Source organism: Micromonospora sp. AKA38, from assembly GCF_027925725.1.
GTDB lineage: Bacteria > Actinomycetota > Actinomycetes > Mycobacteriales > Micromonosporaceae > Micromonospora.
On sequence record NZ_BNEI01000002.1, the window covers coordinates 942,534 to 955,440 of the forward strand.

16 protein-coding genes and 1 tRNA gene are annotated in these 12,907 nt (G+C 72.5%); 7 read left to right on the forward strand and 10 right to left on the reverse strand.

All coding sequences use genetic code 11. From position 1 onward, the window contains the following. Positions 1 to 318: 318 nt before the first annotated feature. Positions 319 to 1,383, forward strand: a complete 1,065-nt coding sequence (locus TPA0908_RS07850; RefSeq protein ID WP_281936026.1) for an IS110 family RNA-guided transposase — start codon at positions 319 to 321, stop codon at positions 1,381 to 1,383. A gap of 108 nt (positions 1,384 to 1,491) precedes the next feature. On the opposite strand, the gene TPA0908_RS07855 is transcribed toward TPA0908_RS07850, so the two are convergent. Genes TPA0908_RS07855 through TPA0908_RS07870 form a run of 4 tightly spaced genes read right to left on the reverse strand, consistent with a single transcriptional unit; the run spans position 1,492 to position 4,174 of the window. Further along, positions 1,492 to 2,259, reverse strand: coding sequence for an energy-coupling factor ABC transporter ATP-binding protein (locus TPA0908_RS07855; protein ID WP_281936029.1), 768 nt, complete (start codon positions 2,257 to 2,259; stop codon positions 1,492 to 1,494). Then, on the reverse strand, positions 2,256 to 3,026 hold the full coding sequence (gene cbiQ, locus TPA0908_RS07860) for a cobalt ECF transporter T component CbiQ (protein ID WP_281936047.1): 771 nt from the start codon (positions 3,024 to 3,026) through the stop codon (positions 2,256 to 2,258). The genes TPA0908_RS07855 and cbiQ overlap by 4 nt, the downstream gene beginning before the upstream one ends. A 15-nt stretch (positions 3,027 to 3,041) precedes the next feature. Beyond that, positions 3,042 to 3,455, reverse strand: coding sequence for a PDGLE domain-containing protein (locus TPA0908_RS07865; RefSeq protein ID WP_281936049.1), 414 nt, complete (start codon positions 3,453 to 3,455; stop codon positions 3,042 to 3,044). Next, the gene (locus TPA0908_RS07870) at positions 3,452 to 4,174 is read right to left on the reverse strand and encodes an energy-coupling factor ABC transporter permease (RefSeq protein WP_281936050.1); all 723 of its coding nucleotides are present in this window, start codon (positions 4,172 to 4,174) and stop codon (positions 3,452 to 3,454) included. The genes TPA0908_RS07865 and TPA0908_RS07870 overlap by 4 nt, the downstream gene beginning before the upstream one ends. A gap of 124 nt (positions 4,175 to 4,298) precedes the next feature. On the opposite strand from TPA0908_RS07870, the gene bcp reads away from it, so the two are divergent. From bcp to TPA0908_RS07890, 4 genes are all read left to right on the forward strand, one after another. Beyond that, on the forward strand, positions 4,299 to 4,769 hold the full coding sequence (gene bcp, locus TPA0908_RS07875) for a thioredoxin-dependent thiol peroxidase (protein ID WP_281936052.1): 471 nt from the start codon (positions 4,299 to 4,301) through the stop codon (positions 4,767 to 4,769). A gap of 31 nt (positions 4,770 to 4,800) precedes the next feature. Continuing rightward, positions 4,801 to 5,376, forward strand: coding sequence for an HNH endonuclease signature motif containing protein (locus TPA0908_RS07880; RefSeq protein WP_281936054.1), 576 nt, complete (start codon positions 4,801 to 4,803; stop codon positions 5,374 to 5,376). Next, positions 5,341 to 5,426 (forward strand) — tRNA-Leu (locus tag TPA0908_RS07885). Before TPA0908_RS07880 ends, TPA0908_RS07885 begins: the two co-directional genes overlap by 36 nt. Positions 5,427 to 5,490: 64 nt before the next feature. Then, positions 5,491 to 6,015 (forward strand): GNAT family N-acetyltransferase, encoded by a 525-nt coding sequence (locus TPA0908_RS07890; RefSeq protein WP_281936056.1) that lies wholly within the window; start codon positions 5,491 to 5,493, stop codon positions 6,013 to 6,015. Positions 6,016 to 6,069: 54 nt separating this feature from the next. Here TPA0908_RS07890 and TPA0908_RS07895 read toward each other — a convergent pair whose 3' ends face one another. From TPA0908_RS07895 to rfbB, 4 genes are all read right to left on the reverse strand, one after another. Further along, a complete protein-coding gene (locus TPA0908_RS07895; RefSeq protein WP_281936057.1) occupies positions 6,070 to 7,113 on the reverse strand; it encodes an expansin EXLX1 family cellulose-binding protein in 1,044 nt (347 codons plus the stop codon). Between the two features lie 54 nt (positions 7,114 to 7,167). Beyond that, a complete protein-coding gene (locus TPA0908_RS07900; RefSeq protein ID WP_107162727.1) occupies positions 7,168 to 7,464 on the reverse strand; it encodes a hypothetical protein in 297 nt (98 codons plus the stop codon). A gap of 119 nt (positions 7,465 to 7,583) precedes the next feature. Beyond that, positions 7,584 to 8,474 carry a dTDP-4-dehydrorhamnose reductase gene (gene rfbD, locus TPA0908_RS07905; RefSeq protein ID WP_281936061.1) on the reverse strand — a complete coding sequence of 297 codons (891 nt, stop codon included), beginning with the start codon at positions 8,472 to 8,474 and terminating at the stop codon, positions 7,584 to 7,586. Beyond that, positions 8,471 to 9,469, reverse strand: coding sequence for a dTDP-glucose 4,6-dehydratase (rfbB, locus tag TPA0908_RS07910; RefSeq protein WP_281936063.1), 999 nt, complete (start codon positions 9,467 to 9,469; stop codon positions 8,471 to 8,473). The genes rfbD and rfbB overlap by 4 nt, the downstream gene beginning before the upstream one ends. 35 nt (positions 9,470 to 9,504) lie before the next feature. Between rfbB and rfbA the strand changes: the two genes are divergently transcribed. Together rfbA and TPA0908_RS07920 are read left to right on the forward strand one after the other, a co-directional pair. Continuing rightward, on the forward strand, positions 9,505 to 10,395 hold the full coding sequence (gene rfbA / locus TPA0908_RS07915) for a glucose-1-phosphate thymidylyltransferase RfbA (protein WP_281936065.1): 891 nt from the start codon (positions 9,505 to 9,507) through the stop codon (positions 10,393 to 10,395). Beyond that, positions 10,392 to 11,000 carry a dTDP-4-dehydrorhamnose 3,5-epimerase family protein gene (locus TPA0908_RS07920; protein WP_281936067.1) on the forward strand — a complete coding sequence of 203 codons (609 nt, stop codon included), beginning with the start codon at positions 10,392 to 10,394 and terminating at the stop codon, positions 10,998 to 11,000. Before rfbA ends, TPA0908_RS07920 begins: the two co-directional genes overlap by 4 nt. An 829-nt stretch (positions 11,001 to 11,829) precedes the next feature. On the opposite strand, the gene TPA0908_RS07925 is transcribed toward TPA0908_RS07920, so the two are convergent. Further along, complete coding sequence (locus TPA0908_RS07925) at positions 11,830 to 12,321, reverse strand: hypothetical protein (RefSeq protein WP_281936069.1); 492 nt, start codon at positions 12,319 to 12,321, stop codon at positions 11,830 to 11,832. A gap of 137 nt (positions 12,322 to 12,458) precedes the next feature. Beyond that, the gene (locus tag TPA0908_RS07930; RefSeq protein ID WP_281936071.1) at positions 12,459 to 12,839 is read right to left on the reverse strand and encodes a hypothetical protein; all 381 of its coding nucleotides are present in this window, start codon (positions 12,837 to 12,839) and stop codon (positions 12,459 to 12,461) included. Between the last annotated feature and the right edge of the window lie 68 nt (positions 12,840 to 12,907).

Consider the following 12,907-nt stretch of genomic DNA (forward strand, 5'->3'; position numbering starts at 1 on the left):
CACCCCACCCACCCCGGCCCGGCCCGGCGACGCTTCTATAGGTGAGCCGGTTCTGGGAGAGATTGGTATCGGTAGGGTTCGACGCTGGTAAGCCACGAGTGACTCATGCAAGATCTGGCCGCCGCCAGGTGTGCCGTGGAGGCGACTTGTCCTCGTGGGTTGCCGGCGTCGGCCCGGCCCACCTTGTTGGCCTGATCAGAAGCCTGTCCGCGAAGGGTGTGCAGCCCGTGTCGCGTGACTCATCACAGATGTGCCGCCGGGTGATCGCTCCCGGGCCGACGCCGTCCGAACGTCGTCCCGTGCAAGGGAGAACCGTCCGTGCCTTCCATCCTGGCAGAACGTCTGGCCGACCGTGTCGACGCGGTCATCGGTGTGGACACCCATACCGATACACACACCGCTGCGGTCCTCACCCCGGTCGGTACCGTGCTGGCCGAGATCACCGTGCCGGCCACCGACGAGGGCGCCGGGGTCCTGCTGGCCTGGGCCGGACGGCAGACGATCATGCTGGGAACGGGCCGGCGGGCCTGGGCCCTGGACAGCGCTCGCAGTCACGGTGTCGGTCTGCTGCGCGTGTTGCGTGCCGCGGGTGAGGACGTCCTGGAAGCCCCCAAACCCGTTGCCGGACGCCGCCGGCGAGACGGCAAGTCCGACGCGCTGGACGCCGTGCACGCCGCTCGTGGCGTCCTGGCCGCCGACCACGTCGCCGCACCCCGCACCGACGGCGACCGGGAAGCCCTGCGCCTGCTACACGTCTGCCGCCGCCACTACAGCGACACCCGCACCGCCACCGTCAACCTGTTCAAATCGGTGATCCTCACCGCCGACGACGACCTCCGCACGCAGATGCGCGGGTTGAGCACCCTGCGACAGGTCCAACACGCCACCACCCTCACCACCACCAGCGGCAGCGGTCTCGACCGGTTGCGCCGCACTCAACTGGCAGCCCTCGCCGCGCAGATCGTGGGCCTCGACCAGCTCCTGAAAGCCAACCTCACCGAGATCCGGATCCTGGTCGACACACTCTGCCCGACCCTGCTCGAGCAACCCGGTATCGGCCCCGTCACCGCCGCGATCGCGCTGAGCGCCTGGTCGCACCCCGGCCGGTTCCGCAACGAGGCCGCCTTCGCCTCACTCGCCGGCGTCAGCCCCATTCCCGCCAGCTCCGGACGCATCACCCGCCACCGCCTCAACCGAGGCGGCGACCGCACCCTCAACGCCGCCCTACACACCATCGCCAAAACCCGACAACGATGCCACCAACCCACCAAGGACCACACCAACCGCCGCACCACCGAAGGCCGCACCCCAGCCGAGATCACCCGCAGCCTCAAACGCTACATAGCCCGCCAAATCTGGCGCACCCTCGAAGCCACCGCTTGACAAACACCTTCACAGATCTTGCAGTTGCGGCCCGCGCGCTGCGGCTTATGTTCGTTTTGTCGGGGCGGAAAGTGCAAGATCGCCGAGCTTCGGGGGGCGGGGGCGGGGTCAGGGGCGGGGGAGGTGCGGGGTGAAGCCGTAGGGGAGTTCCAGGCGGTGCTGCGCGAGCAGGGGGGCGTCGGCGAGGAGGTCCGGGGTGGGGGCGTCGGCCACGATCCGGCCGCCGTCCAGGATCACCGCGCGGGGGCACAGCTCGGCCGCGTACGGCAGGTCGTGCGTGACCATCAGCAGCGTCACCGGCAGCGCGCGCAGGATCTCCGCCAGCTCCCGGCGGGCCGCCGGGTCGAGGTTCGACGACGGCTCGTCCAGCACCAGGATCTCCGGCCGCATCGCGAGCACGGTGGCCACCGCCACCCGCCGCCGCTGCCCGAACGACAGGTGGTGCGGCGCCCGGTCCCGATGCTCGGTCATGCCCACCGCCGCCAGGGACTCGTCGACCCGTTCCGCCAGCTCGGCCCCGCGCAACCCCAGGTTGGCCGGGCCGAACGCGACGTCCTCCGCCACCGTGGGCAGGAAGAGCTGGTCGTCCGGGTCCTGGAAGACGATGCCGACCCGGCGGCGCACCTCGGCCAGCGTGCCCCGGTCGCGGGAGACGGTCAGGCCGCCCACCTCGACCGTGCCCTCGGTCGGGGTGAGGATGCCGTTGAGGTGCAGCACCAGCGTGGTCTTGCCGGCGCCGTTCGGCCCGAGCAGCGCCACCCGGTCGCCGCGCGGCACGGTCAGGTCAACCCCGTGCAGGGCGACGTGACCGTCCGGGTACGCGTACCGGACGCCACGGACGTCCAGGGAGAGCGGCGGCTGCACGTACCCGATCATTGCAGGACGAGCGCGGCGGCCGCGATGGAGGCCGCGATCACCGGGACCGTCGCGGCGACCGCCCACTGCCCGGCGGTGGCCGCGCCGGCCCTCTGCCACACCGCCGGCATCCGGCCGGTGTAGCCGCGCGAGACCATCGCCAGGTAGACCCGCTCGCCGCGCTCGAACGCGCGCAGGAACAGCGCGCCGACACCGGCCGCGAAGCCGCGCAACTGCCAGAGGAAGCGCGGGTCGTCGCCCCGGGACACCCGGGCCAGCCGCATCCGCCGGGCCTCGCCGACCAGCACCTCCAGGTAGCGCAGCATGAACGTGGCGATCTGGGTGAGGATCTGCGGGCAGCGCAGCCGGTCCAGGCCGAGGATCAGGTCCCGGGTCGTGGTGGTCGCGGCCAGCAGGAGCGACGCGAGTACGCCAAGCGTGCCCTTGGCCAGGATGTTGAACGCGCCGTGCAGCCCGTCGACGGAGAGGCTCAGCCCGGCCACCCCGACCCGCTCACCGGTGCCGAGGAACGGCAGCGCGAACGCGAACAGCACGAACGGCAGCTCGATCAGCGCCCGGCCGAGCAGCCAGCGCGGGCCGACCCGGGCCAGCGCCGCCACGGCGACGACCAGCAGCGCGTACCCGCCGAACGCCCAGTACGCCTCCCGCGGCGTGGCCACCACCGCCACGGTGAACAGCACCATGGCGGTGATCTTCACCTCCGGCGGGAGGCGGTGCACCGGCGAGCCGGACTCGCGGTAGAGCACGTGCCCGTGCCCGGCGCCCATTCGTCGCTCCCCGGCTCAGCGGGTGCCGGAGGGCTGCGCGGTGGTCCCGCTGTCGCCGCCCGCAGGACCAGCGGTTGCCGGGCCACCGGTTGCCGGGCCGCGGCGGCGGGCCAGCCAGAACAGGCCGCCACCGAGCGCGAACGTGAGCAGCACGCCGAGCACGCCGGACAGGCCGGTGGAGAGGAAGTCGTTGCCGATCCCCCGGACGCCGTAGTCGGCCAGCGGGCTGTCCGCCAACTCGTGGTCCTTCGCCTGCTGGGCCGGGCAGCTACCGCCGGTGATCTCGTCGTCGGCGTTCACCGTGCAGCCCTTGAGCAGCGAGGAGTCCAGCCCGTCCGGGTGGGACGAGGCGTAGTTGCTGACCACGCCGGCCAGCAGCAGGGCGATCAGCAGGCCACCGAGGAGGAACGGCCAGGAACGCTTGCTCATCGGGCACCTCCGGCGACCGGGACGGCGAGAGCCGGTACGGCCGGCTTCTTCAGGGCGCGCAACGCGTACACCAGATCGGGGCGGACCTTGGCGACGGTGACCACCGTGGTCGCGGTGATCAGGCCCTCGCCGACGCCGATCAGCAGGTGGGCGACGGCCATCGTGCCGGCCAGCCCGCCGAGGTTGCCGCCGAGGTCGGTGGTGCCGCCCAGCCAGTACTGGAGCACGAAGCCCTGGGACGCGACCACGACGCTGACCAGCGCGGACACGAACGCGGTGACCGCCAGCCCGGCCGGGGTGCGCGGCAGCACCCGCAGCAGCAGCGCGATCAGCAGGTACGCGGCGGCGGTGCCCAGGATAGCCATGTTGGTGATGTTGAGGCCGAGCATGGCCACCCCGCCGTCACCGAACACCAGGGCCTGCACGACCAGCACCACGGCGACGCAGAGCGCGCCCACCCACGGGCCGACCAGCAGCGCGGCGAGTGCGCCACCGAGCAGGTGGCCGCTCACTCCGGCGGTGAAGATCGGGAAGTTGAGCATCTGCACGGCGAAGATGAACGCGGCCACCAGGCCGGCCATCGGCGCCAGCCGGTCGTCGAGGTCGGCCCGGCCGCGCAGCACGCAGAACGTGAGCGCGGCGAGCGCGAAGGCCGCGAAGATCGCGGCGACGGGACCGTCGATGATCCCGTTGGAGATGTGCATCGCCAGGGTTTCCACGGGCAGAGCCTATTTCCCGTGAGTCGTTGTTGCCAATCCCTTGCAACAAGCCATGGTGATGATCACCGTCCGGCCGCGCGTCGCCGCCCGCCTCCGGCCCGCGCGCGGCGGTATCGTTCCCGCCATGACCGACCGCCTGAGCCCCGGCGACCCCGCCCCCGACTTCGCGCTCCCCACCGACGACGGCGGGACGCTCTCCCTGGCCGACCTGCGTGGTCGCAAGGTCATCCTGTACGCGTACCCGGCTGCCATGACGCCCGGCTGCACGAAGCAGGCGTGCGACTTCCGCGACTCGCTCGCCTCGTTGCAGTCCGCCGGCTACCAGGTGGTCGGCATCTCCCCGGACAAGCCGGCGAAGCTGGCGAAGTTCCGCGAGCGGGACGCGATCACGTTCCCGCTGGTCGCCGACGAGGACAAGGCGGTGCTGACCGCGTACGGGGCGTACGGCGAGAAGCAGTCGTACGGGCGCACCGTCACCGGCGTGATCCGCTCCACGTTCGTCATCGACGCCGACGGCAAGATCGAGCGGGCGCTCTACAACGTCAAGGCCACCGGGCACGTCGCCAAGTTGCGCCGCGACCTCGGTCTCGACTGACGCTGTCGGAGGCCGCCGCTACCGTCGGCGGGTGGTCCGCTACCGGTACTCCCCCGAACTGCTGGCCGCGACCGCCGCGCAGGCGCACAGCGTCACCGAGGTCATGCGACTGCTCGGGGTGCGGATCAGCGGCGGGTCGCACGCGCACATCAGCCGGCAGCTCAAACGCTTCGGCGTCGACACCTCACACTTCACGAGGCAGGCCCACAACAAGGGACAGCCGAGCCCGCGACGAACGACGTCGTCACAACTGCTCCTCCGACTTCCGGCCGGCTCACGGCGCACTCCCGGCACCCGACTGAAGTGGGCGCTGGGCGACATCGGCGTGCCGCAGGAATGTGAGCAGTGCCGCTGCGGGCCGGTCTGGTTCGGCCGCCCACTGACCCTGCACGTCGACCACATCAACGGTGACTTCCTCGACAACCGGCCGCCCAACCTGCGGATCCTCTGCCCGAACTGTCACAGCCAGACCGACACCTTCGCGGGCCGCAACAAGGCCGGCGACGTCCGTCGTTCCGGCACGGGCCGGGCTGCACACCACGCCGGCCCCCGCCTTAGACTCAGCAGGTCGGCGGGAGTGGCGGAACGGCAGACGCGCAGGCCTTAGGAGCCTGTGTCCGAGAGGACGTGGGGGTTCGAAACCCCCCTCCCGCACCATCAACAATGTCGGCCGCGTCACCAACACGCGCGGTCGCCGGGTCGGCCACCGCAGGATGGCGGCGTGGACCTGCGTTTCGTGCTCGACCCCGACCTGACCCCCGAGCTGCGCGAACGGCTCGTCGCTCTCTGGGTGGCGGCGACCAACGCCGGCGGCGCGGTCGGCTTCGTCGCCCCGGTGAGCGCCGCCGAGGTGCGCCCGGTCGCCGAGTCGACGCTCGCCGACGTCGCCGACGGACCGGACCGGCTGCTCGCCGGCTACCAGGGTGACCGGCTCGTCGCCGTCCTGATCATCAGCGACAACCGCTTCCACCTCAAGACGCACTGGCGGGTGCTCAAGCGCGTCATGGTGCACCCCGACACCCAGGGACGCGGGCACGGCGCGGCGCTGATGCGTGAGGCCGAGCGGGTGGCCCGCTCGCTGGGCGTGACGGCGCTGCACGTGACGGTCCGCGACGGGCTCGGCCTGGACCGCTTCTACCGCCGCCTCGGCTATCGCGAGGTCGGCCGTCTCCCCGCCGCCCTACGCCTGTCCCCCACCGACTCCCGCGACGAGATCCTCATGTGGCAAGACCTCCCCCTCCCCTGACCCCCACCCACCACCCGCCCCGAGAAAGGGCGCTGGTGCACGGGGTGGGGGTGGTCAGGTGCAGGTGGGGGCGGCGGCCTCGCGGAGGGGCGTCAGCGGGGACGGGGAGGCCGGGAGCGGGGTGGCCGAGGGTGGCGTAGGCGGGGGTGGGGAGGCGGGACGGCTGGGGGTCGGGGTCGGGCGGGGGGACGACGGCGAGCGGGACGGCTTCGCGGTACGGGTGGTGGTCGCGGTGCCGCCGCCGTACATCCGGGTGGTGCTGCGCTGCACCTGGCCGGGGAGCATCCGGATGCCGGTGGCGGTGGCCCGGTGGCCGGACACGTCGGTGACCCGGATCGCGTACGGGCCGGGGCCCGCGCCGGACGGGATCAGCCAGTAGTTGTAGTCCTCGCGCGCCGCCGCGCGCCACGAGCCGTTCTGCCGGACCTCCACCGAGCGCAGCGGGTTGCCGTGGTCGCCGACCAGGACGGCGAACCACCACTGTGACGCGCCCTCCTTGAGGCGGAACGTGAGCGGGCCGGGCAGCGGCGGGTCGACCACGGCCCGGTAGCGGACCTGCACCACGCCCTGCACCGGGTCGGCGATCCGGGCGAACGCCTCGGCGGAGAGGTCCAGGTGGCCGGGGGCGCACTCCGGGCACTGGTCCATGACGAGCACCCGGACGGTGCCGCGCGGGCCGGTGACGTCGAGGAAGCCGCCGCAGGACGCGCCGGCCGCGTACTCGCTCGGGCCGAGCGCGACGTAGAGCCGGTTGGCGGGCGCGGCGGGCCGGGAGCAGTTGCCGCCGGCGCCCTTCGAGTCGTAGAACGTGGCCTTGCCGGTGTGCGTGACGCCACCGGCCGGCGGGGCGGCCAACGGAAGGGCCGCGCGGGCCGGGACGACGGCCAACGGGAGGGCCGCGCGGGGTGGGGCGGCGCAGGCGGGGGCCGCGCCGCCGCGTACCGCGAGGGTCACCGCGACCACGGCGGCGAGGGTGGCCAGGCCGGCGGCGGCGAGCCGGCGGCGGGCCCGGGCCGGGGTACGGCGACGACCGGTCCGGGTGGGCGGATGCCCGTCGCCGGTGGACGTGGAGGGGTGGGGCGCGCTGCCGTCGGTCACGCCGGTCGATGCTGCCGGACCGGGTGGTCGCCGGACAAGCGGGCTAAGCGAAAGCTAAGGCCGGTGCGCGCGGGCGACCGAGGCGAGGCCGGCCAGCTCGTCGGCGAGCTCCGGGCGCTGCCGCAGCGCGTCCTCCAGGCGGACCCGCCAGAGGCCGGTCTCGACCGGGAGGCGGGCGTCGCCGGCCCAGCGGACCCGGTTGCGGCTCTCGACGAGGGCGTCCCCGGCGGCGGGCCCGAACAGGTCGCCGAGTTCGTGGTGGAGCCAGCCGAACAGCGCGTCGTCCCGGAGCGCGTCGCCGATCACCCGGGCCGTGTCCCACGCCACCCGCGGCTGGTGGATCACCTGCATCTCGACTCCTCGGTCCGATCCGGTCGTTTCGGCAATCATCGATCCTGCGTGGGTCGGCCGCAAGGCCCGCGCCGGGCGGGCGGGCCGACCGACGGGCGACGTCGTCCGTCCGGACGAGGTCATCCTGGCGGAGGTGTTCCGGGCCGGCCGTCGAGGTCGGCCAGCGCCTCGGCCAGGTCCGTGTGCCAGTCTCCGGGCGGCGGCAGTTTCGCGGCGGCCCACCGGTCGTGGGCCAGCACGCTGTAGCGGGGGCGGGGCGCCGGGCGCGGAACGCGGTCGCCGGTCGTCGGGCGGACCCGCGCCGGGTCCAGGCCGGACAGTGCGAACACCGCGCGGGCGAGGCCGTACCAGGTCGTCTCGCCGGACGCGGTGCCGTGGTAGACGCCCGGCGCGGCGTCGCCGGCCAGTGCCGCGTCGGCGAGCGCGACGAGCCGCTCGGCGAGCCGGTACGACCAGGTCGGTTGCCCGTGCTGGTCGGCCACCACGTCGAGCCGGTCGCGGTCGGCGGCCAGCCGCAGCACGGTGGTGACGAAGTTGCGCCCGTGGGCGCCGTAGAGCCAGGCGGTCCGCACCACGTACCCGCGCTCGGGCAGCAGCCGGGCCACCGCCCGTTCCCCGGCGAGCTTGCTGCGCCCGTACGCGTTGACCGGGCCGGTCGGCGCGTCCTCCGGGTACGGTCGGGTGGCGTCGCCGCCGAACACGTAGTCGGTGGAGACGTGCACCAGTCGGGCGCCGGTGGCGGCGCAGGCCCGGGCCAGGTGCGCGACCGCGTCGCCGTTGACGGCGGTGGCGTCCCGTTCCCGGGTCTGGGCGCCGTCCACATCGGTCCACGCGGCGGCGTTGAGCACGACGTCGTGTCCGGCGACCGCGTCCCGTACCGCGTGCGGGTCGGTGACGTCGAGGTCGGCGCGGGTGGCGGCGGTGACGGACCGGTCGGGGCGGGCGCGCAGCACGGTCACCAGGTCGCGGCCGAGCATGCCGCCGGCGCCGGTGACCAGCAGCCGGGTCACCGGTGCGCCGCCTTCAGCGGCTCCCACCAGGCCCGGTTCTCCCGGTACCAGCGCACGGTGTCGGCCAGGCCCCGGTCGAGGTCGATGCTCGGGGCGTACCCCAGCTCGTTTTGGATCTTGGTGATGTCGAGCGAGTAGCGGCGGTCGTGGCCCTTGCGGTCGGGGACCGGCACCACCCGGTCCCAGCCGGCGTCGCAGGCCGCCAGCAGCCGGCCGGTCAGCTCGCGGTTGGTCAGCTCGGTGCCGCCGCCGATGTGGTAGACCTCGCCGGCGCGGCCCTTCTCCTGCACCAGCGCGATGCCGCGGCAGTGGTCGTGCACGTGCAGCCAGTCCCGGACGTTGCCGCCGTCGCCGTAGAGCGGCACGGTGCCGCCGTCGAGCAGGTTGGTGACGAAGAGCGGGACGACCTTCTCCGGGAACTGGTACGGCCCGTAGTTGTTGGCGCAGCGGGTCACCACCACGTCGAGGCCGTGGGTGCGGTGGTAGGCCAACGCCAGCAGGTCGGCGCCGGCCTTCGAGGCCGAGTACGGGGAGTTCGGCGCCAACGGCCACGCCTCGGTCCAGGAGCCGACGTCGATCGAGCCGTACACCTCGTCGGTGGAGACGTGCACGAAGCGGCGGGTGCCGTGGCGCAGCGCGGCGTCGAGCAGCGTCTGGGTGCCGAGCACGTTCGTGGTGACGAACGGGGCCGCGCCGGTGATGGACCGGTCCACGTGCGACTCGGCGGCGAAGTGGACGATCACGTCGTGGCCGCCGACCACGTCGTCGACGAGGGCCGCGTCGCAGACGTCGCCGTGCACGAAGCGCAGGCGGGGATCGTCGCGTACCGGGTCGAGGTTGGCCGGGTTGCCGGAGTAGGTGAGCTTGTCCAGCACGGTCACCGCGGCGGGCACAGGGTCCGGCGTCCACGCCCCGTCGCCGCCGGGCCGCCCGAGCAGCATCCGCGCGTACTCCGAGCCGATGAAGCCGGCGCCGCCGGTGACGAGGATCCTCACGGATCGTGGAGTTTACGCGACGGTACGCTCCGCGGGTGCGCGGAATCCTTCTCGCCGGTGGCACCGGATCCCGGCTCTGGCCGATCACGCGGGCCGTTTCCAAGCAGCTCATGCCGGTGTTCGACAAGCCGATGGTCTACTACCCGCTGTCCACGCTGGTGATGGCCGGGGTGCGGGAGATCCTGGTGATCACGACGCCGGAGGACCGCCCGCAGTTCGAGCGGCTGCTCGGCGACGGCGGCCAGTGGGGGCTGCGGCTGACGTACGCCGAGCAGGCCCGGCCGGAGGGCATCGCGCAGGCGTTCCTGATCGGCGCGGACTTCATCGGTGACGGGTCGGTGGCGCTGGTCCTGGGCGACAACATCTTCCACGGCGTCGGTCTCGGCCGGCAGCTCGCGCAGCACGGCGACCCGGCCGGCGGGCGGGTCTTCGCGTATCCGGTCGCCAACCCGGCGGCGTACGGCGTGGTCGAGTTCGACGCGGCCGGCCGGGTGCTGTCGATCGAGGAGAAGCCGGCCCGGCCCCGCTCCCGGTACGTGGTGCCCGGCCTCTACTTCTACGACAACCGGGTGGTCGACATCGCCCGCAAGCTGACGCCCAGCGCCCGGGGCGAGTTGGAGATCACGGCGGTGAACGAGACCTACCGTGGGTGGGGCGAGCTGTCCGTGACGGTGCTCGACCGGGGCACCGCCTGGCTGGACACCGGCACGTTCACCTCGCTGATGCAGGCCGCCGAGTTCGTCCGGGTGATCGAGGAACGCCAGGGCATGAAGATCGGCTGTGTCGAGGAGGTGGTCTGGCGGTCCGGGCTGATCGACGACGAGCGGCTGCGGGCGCTGGCCCACCCGCTGACCCGCAGCGGTTACGGCGACTACCTGCTGGGCCTGCTGGCCGAGCGGCCGGGCGCCGTCCGGAGCGGCTCGTGAAGATCCGGCCGCTGGGCATCGAGGGGGCCTGGGAGGTCACGCCGCAGCAGCACGGCGACCCGCGCGGGCGCTTCCTGGAGTGGTACCGCCACGACCGGCTCGCCGAGGCGGTGGGGCATCCGCTGCGGCTGGCCCAGGCCAACCTCTCGGTCTCCGCGCGGGACGTGGTGCGCGGCGTCCACTTCGCCGACGTCCCGCCCGGCCAGGCGAAGTACCTGACCTGTGTCCGGGGGGCGGTGCTGGACGTGGTGGTGGACGTGCGGGTCGGCTCGCCGACCTTCGGCCGGTGGGAGGCGGTACGCCTGGACGACGCCGACCGGCGGGCCGTCTACCTCGCCGAGGGGCTCGGGCACGCCGTCTGCGCGCTGACCGATGACGCCACGCTCAGCTATCTCTGCTCCGCCACGTACCGGCCGGCGGCCGAGCACACCGTGCACCCGCTCGACCCGGCCCTCGCCATCGACTGGCCGACCGCGACGCCGCTGCTGTCCGCGCGGGACGCGGCCGCGCCGAGCCTGGCCGAGGCGCGCGCGGCGGGCCGGCTGCCCGACTACAACGCCTGCCGCTCCTTCTACGCCGGGCTGGACACCCGCCCGTCACCCTGAGCCGGCTCACCGTTCGGCGACCGGCCGCCGGGGGCCGACGTACCGGCCGCCGGCGGTGGCGGCGTGGCGGTCACCGCGCGACCGTTCAGCGGGGCGCCCGTGCTGCGATTCGACCTGATGGGGGCGTCACCAAGGGCGGTGCCGTCTGCGTGGTGGTGCCGCCGAACAGCGCGGCCGCCGCTAGGTCACGCGTCGCGCAGCGGGTCGGTGACGACGGTCGCCGCCTCGGCCGCGCTTGACCCGCTGGTTACCGTGCGTGGCCCCGGCGAAAGAACGAACCGATTCTTAAGCGATATACCAGAGAGTCATCATTATGACTGTGAGGCATGTCGCTCAGGCACAACGTTCCTCCGGCCAGCGACGCGCCGGAGGCGACCGCCCGATCCGCGTCGGAGCGACAGGGGCGGACGTGGCGGGAGCTAGCTCTGTGCCGGTGCCAGAGTCGCGCAGACCGGCCGACCGTCCCGGCGTTGCCGGGGTGCTCGCGTAGCTGCCGGGGGCGCCGCTGGCCGACCCGGCCTCCCACATCTGCGGCGCGCGCGGCCGATGATGCCCATCTACTGCCGGACGGTGGCCGTCGGGTGCCTGCGCCAGCACGTTCGCCGCGTTGGTGACCGCCTCCTGCCCCCGCTGGTCGCCGGCGGCGGCACCGTCGAGCGTCGTCATGGTCACCGGGCATACCTGCCCGTCGAGCACCGTCACTCAGCCGCGTCGGCTCAGCCCCAGCGTCTCCGGGAACGTCGCCACGTCGTAGAGGTCGCGGTCGTTCGGCTAAAATGACGGACCGCCGCCAACCGGCGACGGTCCACCATAATTGCGCTTTCCTTGGTCAGTTGACCCGAAGTTCGACCAGGATCGCCTGCGGCAGGTCCCCGCCGCTGCCCGGATCGATCGCCACCGGCTCGTTCGCCGGGATGGTGAACTTCCTGTCCCCGCCCGGCAGTTTCGCCGTCGCCTCGACGATTTCGTCTCCGGCCCGGACGCCGAAGGTCCCGGGGATCTCCAGAGTGAGATAGCCGGACGTTCCCAGCACCTTGAAGCAGTGGTAGAAGCCGCTGACGTCGGGAATCTGCTCGACCTGGATCTCGTCCGGGGTGCACGGTTGGTCGTCTTCGATCGACCGGGTGCCGGTCCAGATGATGTGACCGTCACCCTTGTACAGCTTGAGCCCGTGGTCCGCCAGGATCTTGGCGGCGCCCGGGTAGTTGAAATCCTCCTCAAGCGACGACGGAGTGTCCGCGGCGAACGACCCGGAGTTGGCCGCGAACACGGCCACCCCGGACATAGCAATCGCCGCGCCGAATGCTGCAGCTCTTCTCATGAACTCCCGCCTAGGTGATGTGGAGGTAAATCGAGGCCCAGGAAGGACCACGGACTGTTTGCCGGGTGGATTCAGGAGTCACGGCAAGGCCGGGGTCCGCGAGGTGAACCGCGAGCCCCGCACGCCACTACTGAGCCTCACTCCGTTGAGTGAATCTGTCGGATCGACTCGTTCGCAACAATTTGCGGGACCGCCTTCGTGATGCAGTCGTATACCGCTTTCCTGAACTTCGCGAGTTCCGACACAAGGGCTCGTGTCTCCACGTCCACCCGATAGGGCTTCTCGGAGGACTCGATGTGGACAGTTGACCCAGCCGTGCGGAAGTGAATCACCTCGGGCTTCTCCGTGAAGCCGAATGATGCATCCTCGCCGCGCCCCAGGCGCGCTTCGGCACCCTTGAAGGAGAGGGCGAGATCCACGAGTTGAACGTGCCCCCCGGGCGAGACGACGGCGATTTCGCCGACCGCCATCTTCACCCTGGCGGCAAAATACTTGTAGCGGAGGTCCATCTCGGACATGTGAGCCGGATCCGCGTCCGGAGGAAGCGACCACGTCCGGCCCCACCCAGAGTCAGCCGGAGGCAGCG